Here is a 21496-nt window from a genome sequence, read left to right as displayed (position 1 = left end):
GAAAAGGAAGACTTAAGGTTCATGAAAAGTTAAAATTTTTTGAATTAAATTTTTATTTATGAGAAAAAGAAATATCATTCATTAACTTCAAACTGTACATATTACTGTAACATTGCTCCTTTATAATGACGCTAAATAGTTGAAAGGGGCTGCTTGAATTAGAATGAAGAGTTTTAAAATACTAGTGAAAGTAGTTATAGGGCTGATAATCAGTTTATGTTTACTGTTAGCATATGCATTTAAAATAGAACCTGCGATGACTGTGGTACACTCTTATGATTTGAATGGGAAAACAGGTGAATCAGTAAAAGTAGTGCAATTATCCGATATCCAGGTAAGTGAAACTTACACGATAAAAGAATTGAATGAGTTAATAGAAAAGGTTAATAAATTATCACCTGATCTTATTGTTTTTACTGGAGACTTATATGATAATTTTGCGGAGTACCAATCTGTACAGGATGTAACTGAAAGTTTATCTAAGCTAGAAGCTACCTATGGGAAATATGCTATATGGGGGAACCGTGATTACGGTGGTGGGGCTGTTAGAATATACGAGGAATTATTAACGAATTCAGGTTTTACAGTATTAAAAAATAGTGGTGTTAATGTAACTATCTCGAATGGAAAGAAAATCTTTATCGGAGGATTAGATGATGCTTTGTTTGGAAATCCGGATAAAGATAGTATGTTAGCAGATATGGATGAGGATAGAGATTATGCAATAGTGCTAATGCATGAACCCGATATGGCGGATTCTTTAAAGAATCACTTTGTGAATTTGCTATTAGCTGGGCATAGTCATGGTGGTCAGGTTCGAATTCCGTTTGTTAAAACAAAGTCTACATCTTTAGCGGAAAAATACACCGATGGTTTTTATACTCTAAATGAAAGTACTGGAATGCAACTTTATGTTAATACTGGAATTGGGACATCTCATATTCCTGTTCGCTTTATGGTTCCACCTGAAATCTCTGTTTTTAATATACATCTATAAGAAAAGTAAAATGCTATCGAGCACACTCTCGATAGCATTTTTTGTTTAATTAAACCAATCCTAATTTTGAATAAATATCTTTAAAATTTTTATTTTACTTTTGCTGTGAAACTGTTGTGACATTAGGGGGTTACTATGTGAATGAAAGGAGAGTACGATGGTTTTTTCAAGTTTATTGTTCATTTACGTGTTTCTACCAATCAATATATTACTATACTACTCAGTAAAAAATAGAAAGTTCAAAAATATTATTTTACTAATAAGTTCATTATTCTTTTATGCTTGGGGTGAGCCAGTTTGGATTGTCCTATTACTTCTAAGTAGCTGTATTGGGTATGGACATGGATTATACATAGAAAGATTTCATGGAACGAAACGGGCTAAATATGGTGTTGTTTCTTCTATTATATTAAATCTTTCGTTGTTAATCGCATTTAAATACGGATCGTTTATCTTTGAAAATATCAATATGATATTTCATACATCATTTCAAGTATCCGAAGGAGCATTACCAATCGGTATATCCTTCTATACCTTTCAAATCATTTCTTATACAGTGGATGTGTTCCGAGGAAATGTACAGGCACAAAGAAAATTCTCAACTTTTCTTTTGTATGTCTCATTATTTCCACAACTTGTGGCTGGACCGATTGTCCGATATACGGACATTGTTAATCAAATAGAGAATCGACGAGCAAATATTCATCAAATTAGCGACGGAGTAAATCGATTTTTAATAGGTCTAGGTAAGAAAGTGTTGCTTGCTAATACGGCAGGTAATTTTGCAACAATGTTTATGGAACGATCTTCTGAAAGCTTGACCATAACAGAAGCTTGGTTTGGCATCATGATGTTCACTTTACAAATATACTTTGATTTTTCCGGATACTCCGATATGGCTATTGGATTAGGTAAAATATTTGGCTTTGAATATAAAGAGAATTTCAATTATCCATATATTTCAAAATCAGCAACAGAGTTTTGGAGACGTTGGCATATTTCACTAGGAAGCTTTTTTCGGGATTATGTATATATTCCCTTGGGAGGCAATCGGAGAAATGAGTTTTTAAACTTAATGATTGTTTGGTTATTAACTGGAATATGGCATGGCGCTAGTTGGAATTTTGTTATATGGGGATTGTACTTTGGTATTCTTATATATTTAGAGAAAAAAATAATAGGAAGTATATTAGAGAAATTACCTAGAATTATTTCACATTGCTATCTTTTAGTAGTGGTTGTAATAGGTTGGACATTATTCTATTTTACGAATTTGAATGATGCGATTTCCTATTTAAAAGTACTCTTTACTTTTACTAATCAAAATGTTGAAAGTACGGAGTTAAACATCATACTAGCAAATAATATGTTCTGGATGATTATAGCGGTCTTCTTATGTACACCAATGATGAAACAGGTTACCGCAAAAATCAGCAATAAAGCTATTAAGAATGGATGTCTGATTGTTGGTAACGTATTTATTCTTGTCTTATGTACGGCTGCACTAATCAGCGATAGTTATAATCCTTTTTTATATTTTAATTTTTAAGGAGTGAATCGAATGAAGAATGATCACTTATTTCAACAATTCCATATAACAATGATGTTTGGGATCATATTAGTTGGTTTTACTTTACTAATTTTACTTCCAAAAGAAAAAGTTTCTCAAAACGAAAAACGAAACTTAACATCTTTTCCTGTTTTTTCAGTAGAGAGCTTTTTAAACAAAAGCTACTCGAAGCAAGTGGATTTATATGTGAATGATGCATTTCCATACCGTGAAGAGTTCATTCAATTGAATTCCATATATGACAATGCAAAAGGAATTCGAGAAGGATCAGATGAAATACAAATTTACAAAATTCAGAAGTAACAAGACTATTAGAATTTAAGGAGACTTTAGAATGAAAAAATATGTGATTATTTCAACAATGGCGACATTACTTATTGCTGGATGTGCTTCTAAAGATGCAGGTAAGGAAAGTGCAAGTGCTGTAAAGGAACAAAATAAAAGTGAGGTAGTTTCGGAGAATACAACCGCTGAACAATCAGGTTCAATTATTACGTTAGGCGATCGAGCAGTAGAAATATTCTACGGAAATGAAGAAAATGCAAAACAATATTCTAATACAATTTCAGGTATGAAACAGATTTTGGGAGATCAAGTGGAAATGTATAATATGGTTGTTCCAACTAGCGTAGAATTTGCATTGCCGAAGAAGTATCAGCATATGTCTACACCTCAAAAACCTGTTATTGACGAGATTTATGACAATCTTGATAGTGATATTAAAACAATAGATGCATACACAGCGTTAGAAGACCATAAGAACGAATATATTTATTTTAATACGGATCATCATTGGACAGCATTAGGGGCGTACTATGCCTATGAACAATTTGCAAAAGAAGCAGGCTTTAAAGCGAAATCATTAAAGGAATATGAAAAGCATTCTAAGAAGGATTTCTTAGGAACACTCTATACACAAACTCAAGATGTAAAATTAAAAGCTAATGAAGATGTTGTGGATTACTACAAAATTCCAGTTGATTATGATGTGTTTCGATATGAAAAAGGAAAAGAAGATACAGCGGTTCCGTCAACATTATATGCTGACTATGTAGATGGAGTAAATTCCTACTCAGTATTTTTACATGGAGATTTTCCGATGATTAAAATACAAAATAACGATAGTAAAAATGGAAAGAAGCTGGTTGTTGTGAAAGAATCTTATGGAAATGCATTTGTACCATTTTTGATTCCTCACTATGAGGAAATATACGTAGTAGATTCAAGATATTATAATGGGAGCTTACCTAAATTAGTAGAAGAATATGAGGTAGGGGAAGTGCTATTTATTAATAATATATTTGCTGCTAATACAGAGAAGATTGTGAAGACGATTGAAGAGCTTCAATAGCTAATCGGATTTCGTTATTTTCAGATTTAGATTTACACTATTTCAAAGGCGAAGGCGACCCACTTTTATGGTAGGTCGCCTATTTGTTGTGTATAAAAAGAAAATTCAGAAAAATGTGTTCGTTTTCTAAAAAATCCTTTATAATAAAAACGACACTTATGTCGTTTTTGTTATCCAAAGGAGGTTTTATTTTGAAACTATACAAAGAATTACTGAGAAACAAAGCTTTTATTCAATTAATAATCGCACAAGTCTTTTCATCACTTGCAGATTGGTTTTTCTTTATAATTGCTATTATGTTTGCAAGTATTACTTTATCGGCGAGTTCAATGGAGATTTCAGCTATTATGTTAGCTTTTTTGTTGCCGCAAATGTTTCTATCTCCGTTTAGTGGCTGGTGTGGGGATCGTTACAATCGAAAGCTTATTTTAATTTGTTCTGAATTGGGAAGAGGATTAACTGTTTGTTTATTACTTTTCACTAATAGTCTCCTACATTTAGGGTTAATCATGTTTATGCTGAGCATATTTTCAAGCTTTTTTGTTCCTGCAAAGAATGGAAAACTTAAGGAGAATCTCACTGAAAAAGAGTTACAAGCGGGTGTCGCTTTTAGTGGCTTGATTGATAATGGTAGCAAAATACTGGGACCATCAATTGCTGGAGTATTAATCTCTAATTTAGGCACAACGAATTTAATTATAAGTAATGTAATCATTTATATGGTTTCTGCATTTTTACTTTGTTTTCTTGCTGCAGATCTTAAGCGTGATGTTTCTGAAATTTCGACAAACAATGAAAAATGGATTACATTATATGTAAGTGGTTTTCGTGAAATAAAATCTAAACAGTTAGTTTTTATAGGGTTATTTTCCTTATCAATAGGGATGTTTTTCTTACAAATGATCGATTCGCAATTGGCGATATTGTTTAAACAAAATATAAATGAACCCGAAAAGTTTTTTGGATATGCACTCGCTGCTGCTGGTTTAGGGACTATTTGTGCGACCCTATTTTATAGTAGGCATAAAATCATTTCTTTTTTAAGGACGTTTACAATTGGTTGTTTTATTCTAGGAATTTCAATTATTTTGGTTCTATTCTTTATTACTCAAGTATCTGAAAGTATGTCTATCTTTTTATTACCAGTATCTTTCTTCATAGCAGGTTCTTCATTCGGCGCCATTATGATTTCATTTCAAATTTTAGTTCAAAAACAAATAGCAAATTCGATGATTGGTCGGGTTTTTGGCGCGATAACTGGAATTAGTACTGCTGCTACAATAATGGGTGTGATTAGTGGTGGGCTAATAGCAGAAATGGTTGGTTTGAATTTAACTTTTCTTATTTCAGGAGCGCTCTTGATTATATTCTCAATCTTTATATATGTATTCAATCGAAAAAATGAAAGAGAGGTTTACAATGCCAAAGGTATCAGAGGAGCATAAAAGGCAAAGAGAACAAGAAATATTACATGCGGCAAAAAAGGTATTTATTCGTAAGGGATTTGAACGTACAACTATGAAAGATGTTGTGGACGAATCAGGATTCAGTCGAGGCGGAGTGTATATGTACTTCTCGGACACCGAGGAAATGTACCATAGAATTATTGACCAAGAAACCAATGAAGCACTTCTTACCATAAAAAATAAATTGAACTCATCTGCTTCGATTTGGACGATTCTTGAAGAGTTTCTTAACCAGTTGGAGTTTCTTCCATTTAAAGATGAAAATTCCATGGTTCCAGTCCAATGGGAATATGCGATATCGTCTTTACGTCAATCAAAACGGAAACAGTTTGTAAGTAATCGCTTTACTGATATACATGTTTTTTTTACATCGTTATTGAATGAAGGAGTCTCGCGCAAAGAATTCACACCAATTCAATCAACATCTGTGATTGCACTCGTATTAATAGGCATGATTGATTCTATTAGTTTATACAGTCAACTTTCCAATGATGAAGTAGGAAAATCAGATGAGCAGATTAAAGCAATAAAAATCTATCTTAAATCTGCCCTTAATTTAGATGGAGTAGATACAGATACTATGTAAACATGCTCACTTAATGCTCATTCTTCAACGAAATGAAAATAGTTATTTGCAATGATTGTTAATTATATTTCAAAAAAGCCGAATAAAGCCTGCTTGCTTTACAAGAGAGGTTTTATTCGGCTTTAGTAAACTATGAAATCAAAGGACTGGTTAGTATTTACGATAAGATAACATTTAGAGCTCATGTAACATTAGCAGAGGATCGCAGGGGAAAATTGCTGATTACTTGAAAGTAGATTCTAGATGAGGAACTATGAAAGAAATCTATTATTTTATGAACATGATTTTAACTTATTTAGAAACATAATTTTCAGACTGTGCATCTTCATTTGATTCTTCGGAAGAAGTGAAGAAAATGGCTCCAAACACTAAAAGCATACCAAGTATATGATATAGGGAGATATCTTCCTTTAAAATAAAAAATGATAGAATAATGGCACTTAAAGGTAGGACGCTTGTAAGAACGCCTGCGGAATTTGCTGATACTTTAGTTAAGCCTTGATACATAAGTAAGAAAGCTACTACAGTAACAATGACACCAAAGTATAAAATATTCATCCAATCTAATAGAGAGACGCTTGAAAAATCAAAATGAAGTGCTTCGGATATGGAAAAAGGTAAAAAGAGTAACAAACCAAACACGCTCATTACTGTTGTGATAACTAGTGGAGATAGTTTATTAGAAACTGATTTTCCTAGTGTTATGAACAAAGCTTCTCCAAGAACGGCTCCAAAGACTAATATATTTCCGAATAAAGAGCTGCTCTTACTAATATTATCCCCTCCTACAAGATTAATAGATAAAACACCTAATATTGCTAAGAGAATGCCTATTCCTTTTCTCATGGTTAGCTTTTCTTTTAAGAAAATAAAGGCTATTACTCCAACGACAGCTGGAAGCGTACTTGTAATAATTCCCGCTTCAATTCCAGACGTGTATCTTAAACCATAAAGCATAAAGATGTTAAATAAAAAAACTCCTGTCAAGGCTTGGAGAAACAGAGCCAATAGTTGTTTTGGTTGAATAGAGGGGAACCCCTTTTCTTTATAAAGCAATAGAACTATAAGAATAATTGTTGAAATAATAAATCTTAGCTCTGAAGCTAAAAAAACAGGAAAACTAGATGTGATCAATTTTCCAAAAACAACGGAACTCCCTACAATCGCCATTGCTAAGGCAATCTTCAAATATGCTATAAATTGAGAATTCATATTACCTCCATAGTTTTATTTTTTTGGTGAAAAAGTTGTGCTATTTCAAAGTAAACCACTGTGAAATTATAGCATATAAATCTATTTTTGTTTGTTTTTTCCTTTTTTCTTTTTATAGCGATTAACGTGTTTAATAAGCAAGATTATGTACTATCCTACATACACTTTAATAAACTGACAATTTAGGAGGAATCAACATGAAGGATTCTTCGCTGATTAAGCCGGATTTACATCATACATATCCCGTTGTAGAAAATGGAAAAGGGGTTTTTTTATTTGACCAAGAAGGTAAGGACTATCTGGATGCCTCTTCTGGTGCGGTCACAGTCAATATAGGGCATGGAGTAGATGAAATAAAAGAAGCGATGATTAAACAAGCGGAAAAAGTATCTTTCGTTTATCGATCGCAATTCTCAACTGATGCTGCGGAGAAATTGGCCAATAAGATCAATCATTTAACAAACCAAGGACACACGTATAGTTTTTTTGTGAATAGCGGTTCTGAAGCGACGGAAACGGCAATGAAAATAGCGCTGCAATATTGGCAGGAAAGAGGTCAGCCGAAAAAAACGAAGTTGATTTCAAGATGGATGAGTTATCACGGCATCACATTGGGAGCTCTGTCCATGTCTGGGCATACAGTTAGAAGAAATCGCTTCGTTTCACTTCTTGAAAGCTATCCTTCCGTTTCTCCTCCATATTGTTATCGTTGCCCATATAATCTTACCTTTCCTTCATGTGCACTTAAATGTGCCGATGAGTTACAATCTATGATTCATAAAATTGGTGCAGACAACATCGCTGCTTTTATTTGTGAACCGGTTATAGGTGCAGCTGGTGCAGCTATTTCTTCTCCTGATGGATACTTGGCAAAAATGAAGCAAATTTGCGAGGAGAATGACATTTTATTCATTGCTGATGAAGTGATGACGGGTATGGGAAGAACGGGATCAATTCTTGCTTGTGAGCAGGAGGGAGTAGTTCCGGATCTCGTCGCTCTTGGTAAAGGCTTAAGTGGAGGTTATACGCCGATAGCAGCTACATTGGTCAGTGATAAAGTAATGGAACCAATTAAACAAGGATCAGGGAGTATTATGAGTGGTCATACATTTAGTGCTAATCCATTATCATGTGCGACAGCATTAGCAGTTGTTGAATATTTGGAAAATCATAATATTATAGCTCAAGTGAAACGTAAAGGTAAATATTTACAAGAAGGGCTATTAAAGCTTCAGGAAACTCATTCATTTATTGGAGATATTCGTGGTAAAGGTTTGTTATTAGGAGTGGAGTGTGTGAGCTCTGTAGCTACTAAAAAGCCATTTGCTAGACATATAGATGCCACAAATAAAATTATTTCTATTGCACAGCAAAATGGTTTATTGTTGTATCCCGCTCAAGCCGGTATTGATGGAATATTTGGTGATGCATTTATTGTATCTCCACCCCTTACTATTACTTATCCAGAAATTGATGAATTGTTATCGCGTTTACATCAAACATTGCTAGATTTTCAAAAGTTGCTAAATCATACTCAATCATATTCGGAGTAGGAGGTTTCTATGGAGAATCTGTTTGGAAAAGTCGTCTCTTTAAATAGTTTGACATCTTTATTTAAAGATGAAATGAGTATTATGTATGGAGGCTTTGGCGGGGTTGGTACTCCTCCGGCAATTGTGGATTTTATATTAGAGCTAGGAATTAATAATCTTACTCTAATTGGAAATGATACAGGATTCCCTGAAATTGGTATTGGAAAGCTAGTAACGGAAAAAAGAGCAAAAAAAATAATTGTATCGCATATTGGATCGAATCCAAATGCTGGGATACAAATGACCAATGGAGAATTAGAGATTGAATTTTCACCACAAGGTATCTTAATGGAACGAATCCGATCTGGAGGTTCTGGGATTAAAGGTTTCCTATCAGATATTGGAATCGACCATGAAGCAGTGAGACTGTCAAAGCCGATTATAACGCTAAATGAAGAATCGTATTTGTTAGAGACAGCACTCACAGCTGATGTTTCAATCGTCTATGCGAAAGCAGCTGATGAGTTTGGAAACATCATTTATGATAAAAGCGCGCGTAATACGAATCCGCTTGTAGCGATGGCTGGTGATGTAACGATTGTAGAAGCAGAGAAAATCGTTCCGCTAGGTGAGTTTGATCCAGAAGAGATCATAACACCAGGTGTGTACATTGATTATATCGTGCAATCAAAAGGGGTGAATTGGAAGTGGGCGTGGGAGAAGCGATAAGAACGAAAATTGCGAAGCGAGCAGCTAAAGAAATTAACCCAGGAATGATTGTGAATTTGGGAATTGGTATTCCATCTCTAGTACCTGATTATATTTCGTGTAAAGAAGCTGTTTTTTTTCAGGCGGAAAATGGTGTGATTGGTATTGAAGGTTCTGCAAAGTTAGGGCAAGAAGATCCAAATCTTTGTAATGCAGGAGGTTTTCCCGTTTCATTGCGTCAAGGAGGTAGTTATTTTGATAGTGCTACCGCTTTTGGCATGATTCGAAAAGGGAAAATTGATATTACGATTTTAGGAGCGCTCCAAGTAAGTGCAAATGGAGATTTAGCAAACTGGATTGTTCCCGGAAAGAAGGTTCCTGGTATGGGTGGTGCCATGGAATTGGCTGCAAAAGCTAACAAAGTAATTGTAACGATGAATCATTGCGATAAGAAAGGTAATTCAAAAATTGTACAAAAGTGTGATTTACCTTTAACTGCCTCGAAATGTGTATCGATGATTATTACAGAAATGTGTGTATTTATGATAACAAAAAACTCATTGAGGTTAACTGAAATTTTTGCACCATATTGTTTAGAAGATATTAATCGATGTACGCATGCAAAATTTATAGTATCCGAAGAGTTAGTGACGATTTTATAGGAGGAATGATTATGACAAAAAAAGAAATCATCAAAACTTGGATACAAAATCACGAACAAGAGGCCATTACATTGTTAAAGAAGCTTGTTCAACAACCATCTGTGAGAGGAAATGAGGGGAAAGCGCAAGCGATTGTAGTAGAAAAGTGCCGTGAATTAGGATTAGAGATCGACTTATGGGAAATTGATGAAGATCCTAATGTAAAGAAGCATCCTAGCTTCCATTGTGACCGAACCGATTTTTCTGGCAATCCGAACTTAGTTGCTATTTTGAAAGGAAAAGGTGGAGGGAAGTCGATCATCTTAAATGGTCATATTGACGTTGTTCCGGAAGGTAATACTGATGATTGGGATGCACATCCGTATAGTGGCTATGAGGAAAACGGTAGAATATATGGGCGTGGAACAACAGACATGAAGGGAGGGAATGTGGCTCTACTAGTAGCAATTGAAGCGCTTATCAAAAATAACATACCTTTAAAAGGTGATGTGATTTTTGAAAGCGTGATAGAAGAAGAAAGCGGCGGAGCTGGTACATTGGCAACAGTGTTAAGAGGTTACACCGCTGATGGAGCTATTATTCCTGAACCAACAGGCATGAAGTTATTTCCACATCAACAAGGATCTCTTTGGTTTCGATTGAATATTAAAGGTAAATCAGCACATGGGGGAACACGCTATGAAGGTGTGAGTAGTTTAGATTTAACATACAGCGTTATTGAATCAGTTAAACAGCTTGAGAAGAAGCGGAATGAAGCGATTAGACAAGAACCGCTTTATCGGAATATCCCTATTCCTATTCCAATTAATATCGGCGTATGTAAAAGCGGTAACTGGCCATCTTCCGTGCCTGATTTAACAGTTTTGGAAGGGCGTTTTGGCGTATCACCATATGAAAGTGTGGAGGATGCTATTCATGAATTTGATTGTATGATTGCTGAATTAAATGCAACGGATGGCTGGTTTCAACAGAAACCAATTGTATTAGAATGGTTTGGTGCTAGATGGTTACCTGGTAAGATTGCGAATGACCATGAATTGCTACAATGTGTGAGTAATAATTATACCCTTATTGAGCAGAATGAGCCGATTATTGAAGCATCACCTTGGGGAACTGATGGAGGAATTCTATCTACAATAGGTCAAACACCGGTCATTGTATTTGGTCCTGGTACAACAAATAAAGCTCATGATAGCAATGAATACATTGAGATACATGCTATCATGAAATCAGCAGAAATAATAGCGCTGACACTCATAGATTGGTGTGAGTTATACGAAGAAATTAATTGAAAATGGGGTGAAGCTTTGAACAAGTTGCCATACTCACTCAATATGGTGAAAGAAGATTGCACGTATACATATACGGTTGATGATTTCAATAAACGTATGCGTGTCGATGATTATTATGGGAATGTCGATAGTATTATAACGTATATAACGGAACAGGTTATCCGTTATCAATTTGAAAAACTCATTTTTAAAGCACGATTAGAGGATTTTGATACTATGTTAGCTCATGGTTTTATATTTGAAGCTAAAGTAGATAAATACTTCTTAGGTAATGATATGTATTTCTTCTGTAAATATTTCACTTCAGATAGAAGAAAAAGTGATGTCTGGGCAGAAGAAGATGAAATGATTCAGACGATTTATTCTTCTACCATCAAGAAAAAAACAACTCCGCTATCCTCAGAATATACTTTACAAGTTTGTAATGATCAAGACATTGAAGAATTAGCCAAACTTTATGATCGTGTTTTCAAAGTTTATCCCGTTCCATTAAATGATCCGAAATATATTCATAAAAGTATGCGATCAGGTAATATCTTCTTGGCCTATAAGCATTACAATACAATTGTGAGTGCAGTTTGTGGTGAGGTGAATAATTTTTATCATAATGCCGAAATCACAGACTGTGCGACAGTGCCAGAATATCGTCAGTTTGGTTTAGTACAATTGTTGTTAGCTGAACTAGAGAAAGAATTATTTAAACGAAAAATATTTTGTCTATACTCCATTGCAAGAGCTCGTTCTTATGGCATGAATGCTGCGTTCTATCGCTTACAATATAAATATCGTGGCCGTTTGGCTAACAATTGTAATATCTATGAAGATATAGAGGATATGAATGTATGGGTTAAAACAATCTGATGCCAAATTTTAAGCATTTACTGACAAGTTTTCAGCACTTTTTCATATACATAGGGTAAGAGACTTCAAAGGAAGTGAAAAAGTGTTAGAAAAAGATGTGGTTACGAAAGAACTTATGGAAGCTTTGTTGAAGGTAATTGATGAAGGCATACATGTCATTGATTTATCAGGAAAAACCATACTCTACAATAAAGTCGCAGCTTCATTAGATGGCATGGAAGCTCATGAAGTTATTGGCAAACCGCTATTACATGTGTTCCCTTCACTAACCAAGAAAACAAGTACGTTACTTAGCGTCATAGAAAGCGGTCAAGCGATTTATCATAAGCAGCAAACGTATGCAAATATTCATGGAGCGACAATAGATACGATTAATACCACATTACCGATCTTTGTGAACCAAAGACTTGTTGGAGCGGTTGAGATTGCTAAAGACATTTCTAAACTGCGAAAGCTATCGGAAAGATTGATTGATTTAGAGAAACAGAACGCATCTGACATACCTTTAAAGAAAAGAGGAGCAGGTGCGTTCTATCATTTTCAAGATATTAAGACAAACAACGAAGCATTTATAGATATCATTGAAAAAGCCAAAAAAGCAGCAAAATCTTCATCTTCTATATTAGTTTTTGGTGAAAGTGGTTCAGGGAAAGAATTATTTGTACAAGGAGTTCATAATGCTTCCCCTAGAAAAAAAGGTCCATTTATCGCTCAAAACTGTGCAGCACTTCCAGAAGCATTGTTAGAAAGTATACTATTTGGTACGGCAAAAGGTAGCTATACAGGGGCTATTGACAGACCTGGCTTATTTGAACTTGCCAATGGTGGAACATTGTTTCTAGATGAAATTCAATCGATGAGCATGTCACTACAAACAGCGCTTCTTCGAGTAATTGAAGATGGTGTCATTCGAAGAGTGGGAGCTACAAAAAGCGTGGCTGTTGATGTACGTGTGATTGCCGCTATGAATATTCATCCAGAGCTTGCAGTTGATGAAAAAGTATTGCGCTTAGACTTGTACTATCGCTTAAATGTGTTAAGTTTTCAATTACCACCTTTGCGCCAAAGAAAAGAAGATATTCTTCTACTTGCGAATTATTTCATCCAAATATTTAATAATTCTTTTGCCTCAAAGGTTACGAGGATGAGCAAGGAATTAGAGTTACTTCTATTAAAACATGCCTGGCCGGGAAATGTTCGTGAACTAAAACATTGTATCGAATATATGATGAATGTTACGGACACTTCTATTCTCCAAGTAAAAGATTTGCCCGTGTTCTTTAATCAACGGTTGAATCCAAAGTGTGTAACCATTCCTCCTTTAAGAGAAGCGTTGAAAGCAAAGGAAAAACAATTGCTTGAATTAGCATTACAACAAACAGAAGGGAATGTACTGAAAGCTGCAAAGTTATTACAAATTCCACGACAAACATTACAATATAAATTAAAGAATATTAAATCGCTCTAATAGCCCTATTTTTTCCGCGTATCTAGACGTTTGGAATACTTCTTGCATATTTATCTGTTAAAGTGCAAGGAGGTATATAATATGAAACATTCTTTATACAAGCCGACGAGACATTGGAAAGAGATAGAGCTTTGGAAAGATGTAACGGATGAGCAATGGAATGATTGGCTTTGGCAGCTAACTCATACCATTCGTACACTAGATGATTTAAAGAAAGTAATTAATTTAACTCCAGAAGAAGAAGAAGGAGTTTATATATCTACAAAAACGATTCCTCTTAATATTACGCCATATTATGCATGGCTTATGAACCCAGATAATCCACGTTGCCCAATTAGAATGCAATCGGTTCCAATCGGTAAGGAAATGTATAAAACGAAGTATGATATGGAGGACCCTTTGGAAGAAGACGAGGACAGTCCTGTTCCAGGGTTAACGCATCGTTATCCTGATCGCGTTCTTTTCTTAGTAACGAATCAATGCTCAATGTATTGTCGATATTGCACGAGAAGAAGATTTTCTGGTCAAATTGGGATGGGCGTTCCAAAGAAACAAATTGATGAGGCGATTGATTATATTCGAAATACTCCAGCTGTTCGAGACGTTTTATTATCTGGAGGCGACGGTTTATTAATTAATGATACTATTTTAGAGTACACCATAAAAAATCTACGAGAAATCCCACATGTTGAAATTATCCGAATTGGTACAAGAGCTCCAGTTGTATTTCCACAGCGTATTACTGAAAACTTATGCAATATTTTAAAGAAGTATCATCCAATCTGGCTGAATACACATTTCAATACAAGTATTGAAATTACAGAAGAATCTAAGAAAGCATGTGCAATGCTTGTGAATGCAGGGGTTCCTGTTGGCAACCAAGCTGTTATACTAGCAGGTATTAATGACAGTATCCCGATCATGAAGAAGCTCATGCATGACTTAGTGAAAATTCGTGTTCGTCCATATTATATATACCAATGTGATATGTCGGAAGGAATCAGCCATTTCCGTGCACCGATATCAAAAGGGTTAGAAATTATCGAGGGTTTAAGAGGCCATACTAGCGGGTATGCTGTACCTGCCTTTGTCGTAGATGCACCTGGTGGTGGAGGAAAAGTAACGCTACAACCGAATTATATTCTCTCTCAATCACCAAGTAAAACAGTTCTACGTAACTTTGAAGGTGTTATTTCCACATATCCAGAGCCTGAAAATTATGTGCCAGGCCTTGCAGATGAATATTTCCTAGCAGTTTATCCCGATCATAGTGAGAAAGACAGTACAGTTGGTATAGCAGGTTTATTGAATGATAAACAATATAATCTCATTCCGAAAAACTTAGAGCGATATAATAAACGTGAGAAATACCTTGATAATCCGAAGCATGCCACCATTAAAGATAATCGTGAAAGAAGAGATACACTTAAAGAAAAGAAATTTCAGGCACAGTCTAAAAAAGTTGTAGATACGACTAGTAAAGCGGAGGAAGCACAATGAGCGATGTATGCATGTGGTGTGAACAGGCAGGAATAAGGGAGATAGAAGCATCCGTTTATTGGGAACTTCCAGATGGCACGAAAGCAATTGAAATTGTAGCTGTACCTTCTTATTATTGTCATAATTGCCAAGCGACGTATCAAACGGATCAAAGAGTAAAGGAAATTGAAAATCAATTGTTCATTATTGATACGAAGAACATTGAAAAAGTCATTTCTTTTCAAGATTTGATGAATAAACCACGGTTATTAAAACGCAATTACTTTGACTTCGATTATTGAGAAATTGTGACAAATTTCCAATTTTCACATTCTTTTCATCTTTCCTTCGTCGTAATATAAGAAAAATTCTATATGATGTTTTTATAGAAGATTAAAGGGATGAAGGGGCGAATGGTCATGTATTTCGCAATAACTGGTATGATGATTGCTGCGATGGTTGTACTATTTCTATGTGGGTATTATGTTGGTGTAATTAAAGAAAAGCACGGTAAGAATTGGCTACAAGCGGTACCTATCACTGTTGCTATACTAATGTTTAACATTATTTGGGCGATAATGGAAATGAGTAAATCGGGGCGTTGGCATTAAATGGAGGTTGTTTAGTTTTCCTAATGTTAATAAGGATGGGATTGTATAAACCCGTGTAGGGGAGTTCGAAAAGTGATTTCAATTTCACTTTTCGAACTCCCTTTTACGCTTTATTAGCCCTCCGAAGTAGTTTACGTGAAATATAAAAACTTGCTGTTTATATAAGAATACCTATATTGGGCGCTTTCGATCTAGATGAAACCCATGTATCCTCTTAAAAATCTAAAGGATTACTTTCCCTCAATTGAACGATGATAGTAAATAGGACTTATTGGACGAGTTGTAAGTATCTGTTGAAAATGATTTTTATTAAATTATCAATTTGAACTTTCTTTATCATACAAATTGTTTGTTTTACATAAATATTAAAAAGTTATTAAATACACTACAGAGATTATTTAATCACATTGAAGAAAATATATTGTCTATTAATTCAATAATAGTGAATTTAGTAGATGATTATTAAAAAAATGAGGTGGTCCTTATGCAGAAAAATATGCAAAGTAATGATTCCGTTTACTTAAGAAAACCATGGCTTGCAAATTATCCTAAAGGTGTTGGGCATCAAATTGATGTTCCAAACTTTACGATATTCGATCTTCTCGAGCGGTCAGTTCAGAAGTACCCTACAAATATCGCTGTCATGGATGGTGACAGAGAAATGACTTATTCAAACTTGATGAATGCTTGCGAAAGTATTTCAACGGCACTTTTTAAGCAAGGATTCCGAAAAGGTGATCGGATTGCCCTTATGATGCCAAACTGTCTTGAATATGTTATTTCTTTTTTCTCCATTCAACGTATAGGAGGTGTCGTCGTTCAAGTCAATCCTAACTTTCAACCATCAGAATTAGAAAATCTTTTGCGAAATTCGGAGGCCTTCGGGTTAGTTGCTTTTCGAGAACAGAAAGAGAAGATTGAAAAGATAGGATTAGGAAATCAAATTAAATTTATTACAGCAGATGAAGATATAAAGGAAGAATTAAATATCCATTATTGGATAACCAATGAAAGGAATATATTTAAATTTGACCATATTCAGCCTGATGATTTAGCAGTACTTTCTTATACAGGAGGGACAACTGGTTTTCCGAAAGGGGTTATGATTTCACACTCGAATATGGTAGCCAATATTTTTCAAGCATATGAAACGAATAAATCAATTTTACAAGAAGAGGGACACTGCCAGCTAGGAATTGCTCCCGTATATCATGGTATGGGACTATTTAGTTTGGTCCAAGCAATGATGATTGGAGGAACTTTTGTTACAATTGAGAGATTTGATTTGAAAAACCTTTTATTGTTAATTCGTAAACATAGACCTACCATGTTTACTGGTTCTCCTACGATGTATATAGCCTTATTGAATCATAAGGAACGAACGAAAGAAGATTTAATGGGCTTTAAGTTATGTCATTGTGGTTCAGCTCCATTACCTGTTGAAGTGTTTGAAAATTTCGAACAGGAATCTGGCGTTTCGATTACGGAAGGGTATGGGTTGTCGGAAGCGACATGCGGTGTCATTCGCAATCCAATTAATGGGAAGAGAAAAGTCGGGAGTATTGGGTTACCTATGCCCAACACGGAAGTGAAAATTGTAGATTCTTCGACTGGAAAAATAGAAATGCCGTTAGGAGAACAAGGAGAAATTATTGTAAAGGGCCCCCAAGTTATGAAAGGATATTGGAAAAACCAAGAAGAAACAGAAAATGTGATTCGTGATGGATGGCTATATACAGGTGATATTGGAACAATGGATAGTGAAGGCTATTTCTATATTGTTGGTCGAAAAAAAGAAATGATTATTTCAGGTGGTTTTAATGTCTATCCAGTAGAAATAGAGGAAGTGCTTTACAAGCATCCAGCTGTCCAAGAAGCCTGTGTGTTTGGTGTTCCAGACTCATATCGTGGAGAAACAATCAAAGCGGTTATAACACTGAAGAAAGATACTACACTGACAGCTGAAGAAGTTCAAACGTGGTGCAGAGAACATTTAACTAGATATAAAGTTCCTCGAGTAATTAAATTTAGAGATACGCTGCCCAAAACAACGGTAGGTAAAATCCTGCGTAGACAACTAAAAGAAGAAGAACTAAATGAAGTAGATTTGTAAATGATAGTTAAAAAACATTATACTTATTCAATTTTTTTCTTAGTCAGATAATTAAATTGATGTAATATGATAAAAATTAGCTGATCGAGTAGCTGATAAAATAGGAAGATGAATAAAAATCAAAAAATGTAAGCGGTATCAAAAAAGGCGCGCACTACATTTAGTATTCAAAAATATAGTTTAAACAATTTAATTGCATTGCAGATTACGAGGAGTGGGACATGCTATAGAAATACTGGTTTAAACTATTAAACTCGGTAAGTATACTTGAAAACCAATGGGAGGGTGTTTTTATGCGTTGGATTAGTCTTATGTTTTTGTTTTTATTTGCTCTTATCGCTGGTGCAGATAAGCAAGTTATTGGATATGCAGCTGATCCTCTTATAAAGGAATTTGATTTAAGTAGTGCCCAGTGGGGAATTGTAGGTAGCAGTTTCTTCTGGTTATTTTTAGTGACAAGTCTTGTTGGAGGAACATGGTCGGATCGTTTAGGAACTACTAAAATGATCTTTATCGTTTTAGGAGGAGTTTCACTTATGCAGTTTAGCTCTTTTGCTATTGTAGGATTGCCTATGCTTATCTTATACAGAGTATTGTTGGGAGCTTTTGAAGGACCATATGCTCCAAGCGCAATGAATTTTGTCACTCAAAAGTTTCCGGCTGAACTAAGAGGTTTGGGTATGGCTGTTTTTCTTTCAGGGGCGTCTCTCGGTGGGATTATTTCTGCTCCTATCCTAGTCAGTTTGATAGAAAGATATAGTTGGCGATGGACTTTTGTGATATTGGGCTTTGTTAGTTTGGCCATACTCGTCGCCTGGTATTTATTCGAGCATGTAACTAAGAAAAAGCAAAAGTACGATACTCCTAAACCGCAAAAATTAAAATGGTCTAATATTGCTCCTGTTCTTCAAAATCCTGCTTGTTTCTTAACTATTGCATTATCAGCTGCAACTTATTGGCTCATAGTTTGGATGGCGTTATGGGCACCAATTTATTTAACTAAGGTAGTAAAAGTAACACCTATGCAAATGGCTTATTCAATTTCGGTTGTTGGAGTTACTTCTGTAGTATTGGTATTGTTAATTTCGTCACTTTCTGACTATATTTTCAAAAAAAACCAAAATTACAGAAAATCGCGTGTCTGGGTAGCGTCAATTAGTACATTGATCGGTGGTCTTGCACTTGCTGTTATTCCGCTGTTAGGAAATTCATTCTTATGGATACTTGTCGCTTTATGCGTGGCGAAAGGATCTACTTATGTTAATATCTCAATGAGTAGTCAAGTGATGATAAGGTTAATGCCAGAAAGAGCAGGGTTTATGTCCAGTATTTTATCTTTAGGAAATAATATTACACAACTAGTAGCTCCAATTGTAACCGGAATAATAATACAAACCGCTGGCACCAATTTAGAGTTAGGATTTAAGTATTCAATATATGTAATGGTTGGGTTCTTTATTCTAACAGCTATCCTTAATTTTATTTTTGTTAAGCCTGATGATGAAAATGTTATAAGAGAGCCTGAATTATTAATCATGAACAAGTAAAGTATTCTTAGATGAGGCCAATTGATTAAAAAGGACATGTTCCACTGTTGTTTTTAAACTTCGTAATCGTGAAGGCAGTAAACAGAATTATTCACTCGGTTTCAGTTGTTTGCTGATAGACTATCTGACTGATTTTTCATTTTGTCCATAAAACTTTATTAATTGTGCTAAAATTTATAGTGATAATTCTGATAATTAAGAAAGTGAAGTGGTCTTTTTGGAAATTAGAATAGATGATTTAACAAGTGCAAACGTTGTTGCATTAATTAAAGAACATCTGCATGGTATGTCGCTTAATTCGCCACCAGAAAGTATACATGCACTAAACGTGGAAGGGTTGAAAAATTTGGGTATTACATTTTGGTGCGTGTGGGAACAAGATGAATTGATGGGATGTGGAGCACTTAAGGAGCTAGATTCCCAGCATGGAGAGATAAAATCAATGCGAACTTCGTTTACCCATTTAAGAAAGGGGGTTGCTAAACGACTATTGGAACATATTGTTGAAGAAGCAATGCAACGAGGCTATAAACGGTTAAGTTTAGAAACAGGTTCAATGGACGCTTTCGAACCTGCAAAGAGATTATATGCTAGTTTTGGTTTTCAATATTGTGGACCATTTTCGGATTATGTTGAAGACGAAAATAGTGTATTTATGACAAAAATATTATGAGTTTTACTAATCACTTTTTCCAACCGGAGACAGAGAATCCTTTGATAGACTGTGTACTAGAGTATTTGTTTTTTGTCTGTTTAGGTACGGCAACAGCTAGGTTCGTGTATTCATAGAAAAAGAAACGAGGTTTTATCAATGAAATTATCTATTTCAGACATTATTAAAGCTAACAATCGTATTAAAAATCATATTGTCGAAACGCCTTTGATTTTTTCAGATAACTTGTCTGAGCATACATCTTCAAATGTTTATTTTAAATTAGAAAATCTCCAAAAAACGGGTTCTTTTAAAGCGAGAGGTGCACTTAGTAAAATTTCTACAATAATGAATCAGGACAAAAGTAAAGGAGTGATTACAGCCTCTTCTGGTAACCATGCCCAAGCAGTTTCCTATGCAGCATCTTTATTTGGTACTTCAGCACTTGTGGTCGTTCCGGAAAATACAGCACAAGCTAAAATAAGTGGGATTAAAAAATTTGGAGGAGAAATTGTCGAGTTTAGTGCTACCTATGATGAGGCAGAAGAATATGCGGAGCAAATAGAGAAAGATACAGGCAGAACATTTATTCATGCGTTTGATGATGTTGTTACAATGGCTGGTCAAGGTACAATTGGTTTAGAATCTATGCTTCAAAAACCAGACTTTGATGTTATTTTAGTCCCAGTCGGTGGTGGTGGGCTTTTAAATGGGATTGCTACTGCTGCGAAAGTGATTAATCCTGATGTGGAAATTATTGGAGTACAAAGCGAAGCATCCCCAGCATGGCATGAATCATTCAAAGTCAGGAAAATGGTTGACGTCACTTATCAACCTTCCATTGCTGATGGGATTTATGGCGGCATACATGAAGCGCCTTTACAGCTCTCTTTTTCAAGAGTAGATGGCAGTATATTAGTTAGTGAAGAAAGCATTGCACATGCGATGAAGTGGATGGCAACAAATCATCGTTATATGATTGAAGGTTCAAGTGCTGTAACAATTGCAGCGTTATTACAGAATCAAGTTCCCAATATCGCTAATAAAAACGTCCTTTGTATTATTACAGGTGGTAATGTGGACTCTTCCTTATTTATGAAGGTTATGAATGCTCATGAATAATATTGATAGATTGTAAAACCCGAATACTATCGAATGCTGATGAACCACTACTTTAGAAAAATTAATGAAGAAGAATAGAAGAAATCAACGTTTTTTCGTACAATTAAACGTTGATTTCTTTTTTATATGGAAAGGATCGGGATTTACAAACGTTATATCAGAAGAAGCATCTGGATAATTAATTTCTTACATTGTAATAAATTAGGTGTTCAAACAACTAACTTTTTCTTATTTTTTTGAAAATTTAGCTATTTCAATATATAATAA

General features: G+C 34.9%; 20 protein-coding genes. 19 read left to right on the top strand and 1 reads right to left on the bottom strand.

Features of this window, described 5'->3' with window-relative positions:
- Positions 1–163: 163 nt before the first annotated feature.
- The 6 genes from V7014_RS09770 (at position 164) to V7014_RS09745 (ending at position 5970) form a co-directional block, all read left to right on the top strand.
- Entirely contained in the window at positions 164–997 is an 834-nt protein-coding gene (locus V7014_RS09770; protein ID WP_335506569.1) for a metallophosphoesterase, read from the top strand.
- Between the two features lie 157 nt (positions 998–1154).
- Entirely contained in the window at positions 1155–2546 is a 1392-nt protein-coding gene (locus V7014_RS09765; protein ID WP_335506567.1) for an MBOAT family O-acyltransferase, read from the top strand.
- A gap of 12 nt (positions 2547–2558) precedes the next feature.
- The gene (locus tag V7014_RS09760; RefSeq protein WP_335506565.1) at positions 2559–2870 is read left to right on the top strand and encodes a DHHW family protein; all 312 of its coding nucleotides are present in this window, start codon (positions 2559–2561) and stop codon (positions 2868–2870) included.
- 31 nt (positions 2871–2901) lie between these two features.
- Positions 2902–3918: a DHHW family protein gene (locus V7014_RS09755; protein ID WP_335506563.1), complete on the top strand. Its 1017-nt coding sequence runs from the start codon at positions 2902–2904 to the stop codon at positions 3916–3918.
- 191 nt (positions 3919–4109) lie between these two features.
- Positions 4110–5363 carry an MFS transporter gene (locus tag V7014_RS09750; protein ID WP_335506561.1) on the top strand — a complete coding sequence of 418 codons (1254 nt, stop codon included), beginning with the start codon at positions 4110–4112 and terminating at the stop codon, positions 5361–5363.
- Positions 5338–5970 (top strand): TetR/AcrR family transcriptional regulator, encoded by a 633-nt coding sequence (locus V7014_RS09745; protein ID WP_335506559.1) that lies wholly within the window; start codon positions 5338–5340, stop codon positions 5968–5970. The genes V7014_RS09750 and V7014_RS09745 overlap by 26 nt, the downstream gene beginning before the upstream one ends.
- A gap of 291 nt (positions 5971–6261) precedes the next feature.
- Here the strand turns inward: V7014_RS09745 and V7014_RS09740 are convergent, their stop codons facing one another.
- The gene (locus tag V7014_RS09740; RefSeq protein WP_335506557.1) at positions 6262–7182 is read right to left on the bottom strand and encodes a DMT family transporter; all 921 of its coding nucleotides are present in this window, start codon (positions 7180–7182) and stop codon (positions 6262–6264) included.
- Positions 7183–7379: 197 nt separating this feature from the next.
- Between V7014_RS09740 and V7014_RS09735 the strand changes: the two genes are divergently transcribed.
- The 13 genes from V7014_RS09735 (at position 7380) to V7014_RS09675 (ending at position 21229) form a co-directional block, all read left to right on the top strand.
- Positions 7380–8735, top strand: a complete 1356-nt coding sequence (locus V7014_RS09735) for an aspartate aminotransferase family protein (protein WP_335506555.1) — start codon at positions 7380–7382, stop codon at positions 8733–8735.
- 9 nt (positions 8736–8744) lie between these two features.
- Complete coding sequence (locus V7014_RS09730; RefSeq protein WP_335506552.1) at positions 8745–9443, top strand: CoA transferase subunit A; 699 nt, start codon at positions 8745–8747, stop codon at positions 9441–9443.
- Complete coding sequence (locus V7014_RS09725) at positions 9422–10084, top strand: 3-oxoacid CoA-transferase subunit B (protein WP_335506550.1); 663 nt, start codon at positions 9422–9424, stop codon at positions 10082–10084. Before V7014_RS09730 ends, V7014_RS09725 begins: the two co-directional genes overlap by 22 nt.
- 11 nt (positions 10085–10095) lie before the next feature.
- A complete protein-coding gene (locus V7014_RS09720; protein ID WP_438824901.1) occupies positions 10096–11376 on the top strand; it encodes a peptidase in 1281 nt (426 codons plus the stop codon).
- 42 nt (positions 11377–11418) lie between these two features.
- Positions 11419–12237, top strand: coding sequence for a putative beta-lysine N-acetyltransferase (gene ablB / locus V7014_RS09715; RefSeq protein ID WP_335506546.1), 819 nt, complete (start codon positions 11419–11421; stop codon positions 12235–12237).
- A gap of 82 nt (positions 12238–12319) precedes the next feature.
- A complete protein-coding gene (locus V7014_RS09710; RefSeq protein WP_335506545.1) occupies positions 12320–13705 on the top strand; it encodes a sigma-54 interaction domain-containing protein in 1386 nt (461 codons plus the stop codon).
- Between the two features lie 81 nt (positions 13706–13786).
- Entirely contained in the window at positions 13787–15205 is a 1419-nt protein-coding gene (gene ablA / locus V7014_RS09705; protein ID WP_335506544.1) for a lysine 2,3-aminomutase, read from the top strand.
- Between the two features lie 11 nt (positions 15206–15216).
- Positions 15217–15486 (top strand): YokU family protein, encoded by a 270-nt coding sequence (locus V7014_RS09700; RefSeq protein WP_335506571.1) that lies wholly within the window; start codon positions 15217–15219, stop codon positions 15484–15486.
- Positions 15487–15603: 117 nt separating this feature from the next.
- On the top strand, positions 15604–15795 hold the full coding sequence (locus V7014_RS09695) for a hypothetical protein (protein WP_335506543.1): 192 nt from the start codon (positions 15604–15606) through the stop codon (positions 15793–15795).
- Between the two features lie 484 nt (positions 15796–16279).
- A complete protein-coding gene (locus tag V7014_RS09690; RefSeq protein ID WP_335506542.1) occupies positions 16280–17908 on the top strand; it encodes a long-chain-fatty-acid--CoA ligase in 1629 nt (542 codons plus the stop codon).
- A 293-nt stretch (positions 17909–18201) separates the two neighbouring features.
- Positions 18202–19455 (top strand): MFS transporter, encoded by a 1254-nt coding sequence (locus V7014_RS09685; protein ID WP_335506540.1) that lies wholly within the window; start codon positions 18202–18204, stop codon positions 19453–19455.
- 217 nt (positions 19456–19672) lie between these two features.
- The gene (locus V7014_RS09680; RefSeq protein WP_335506538.1) at positions 19673–20128 is read left to right on the top strand and encodes a GNAT family N-acetyltransferase; all 456 of its coding nucleotides are present in this window, start codon (positions 19673–19675) and stop codon (positions 20126–20128) included.
- Positions 20129–20266: 138 nt separating this feature from the next.
- Positions 20267–21229 carry a threonine ammonia-lyase gene (locus V7014_RS09675; protein WP_335506536.1) on the top strand — a complete coding sequence of 321 codons (963 nt, stop codon included), beginning with the start codon at positions 20267–20269 and terminating at the stop codon, positions 21227–21229.
- Positions 21230–21496 lie beyond the last annotated feature (267 nt).

The sequence above is a fragment of the Bacillus sp. JJ722 genome, from assembly GCF_036963345.1.
Classification (GTDB): domain Bacteria; phylum Bacillota; class Bacilli; order Bacillales; family DSM-1321; genus Bacillus_AD.
This window is presented reverse-complemented; position numbering and strand designations above follow the sequence as displayed.

Excerpts from the sequence above, each read along its gene's own strand:
- V7014_RS09770 (WP_335506569.1), top strand. The coding sequence starts at position 164 with ATGAAGAGTTTTAAAATACTAGTGAAAGTAGTTATAGGGCTGATAATC.
- V7014_RS09765 (WP_335506567.1), top strand. The coding sequence starts at position 1,155 with ATGGTTTTTTCAAGTTTATTGTTCATTTACGTGTTTCTACCAATCAAT.
- V7014_RS09760 (WP_335506565.1), top strand. The coding sequence starts at position 2,559 with ATGAAGAATGATCACTTATTTCAACAATTCCATATAACAATGATGTTT.
- V7014_RS09755 (WP_335506563.1), top strand. The coding sequence starts at position 2,902 with ATGAAAAAATATGTGATTATTTCAACAATGGCGACATTACTTATTGCT.
- V7014_RS09745 (WP_335506559.1), top strand. The coding sequence starts at position 5,338 with ATGCCAAAGGTATCAGAGGAGCATAAAAGGCAAAGAGAACAAGAAATA.
- V7014_RS09740 (WP_335506557.1), bottom strand. The coding sequence starts at position 7,182 with ATGAATTCTCAATTTATAGCATATTTGAAGATTGCCTTAGCAATGGCG.
- V7014_RS09735 (WP_335506555.1), top strand. The coding sequence starts at position 7,380 with ATGAAGGATTCTTCGCTGATTAAGCCGGATTTACATCATACATATCCC.
- V7014_RS09730 (WP_335506552.1), top strand. The coding sequence starts at position 8,745 with ATGGAGAATCTGTTTGGAAAAGTCGTCTCTTTAAATAGTTTGACATCT.
- V7014_RS09720 (WP_438824901.1), top strand. The coding sequence starts at position 10,096 with ATGACAAAAAAAGAAATCATCAAAACTTGGATACAAAATCACGAACAA.
- ablB (WP_335506546.1), top strand. The coding sequence starts at position 11,419 with ATGGTGAAAGAAGATTGCACGTATACATATACGGTTGATGATTTCAAT.
- ablA (WP_335506544.1), top strand. The coding sequence starts at position 13,787 with ATGAAACATTCTTTATACAAGCCGACGAGACATTGGAAAGAGATAGAG.
- V7014_RS09700 (WP_335506571.1), top strand. The coding sequence starts at position 15,217 with ATGTGGTGTGAACAGGCAGGAATAAGGGAGATAGAAGCATCCGTTTAT.
- V7014_RS09695 (WP_335506543.1), top strand. The coding sequence starts at position 15,604 with ATGTATTTCGCAATAACTGGTATGATGATTGCTGCGATGGTTGTACTA.
- V7014_RS09690 (WP_335506542.1), top strand. The coding sequence starts at position 16,280 with ATGCAGAAAAATATGCAAAGTAATGATTCCGTTTACTTAAGAAAACCA.
- V7014_RS09685 (WP_335506540.1), top strand. The coding sequence starts at position 18,202 with ATGCGTTGGATTAGTCTTATGTTTTTGTTTTTATTTGCTCTTATCGCT.
- V7014_RS09675 (WP_335506536.1), top strand. The coding sequence starts at position 20,267 with ATGAAATTATCTATTTCAGACATTATTAAAGCTAACAATCGTATTAAA.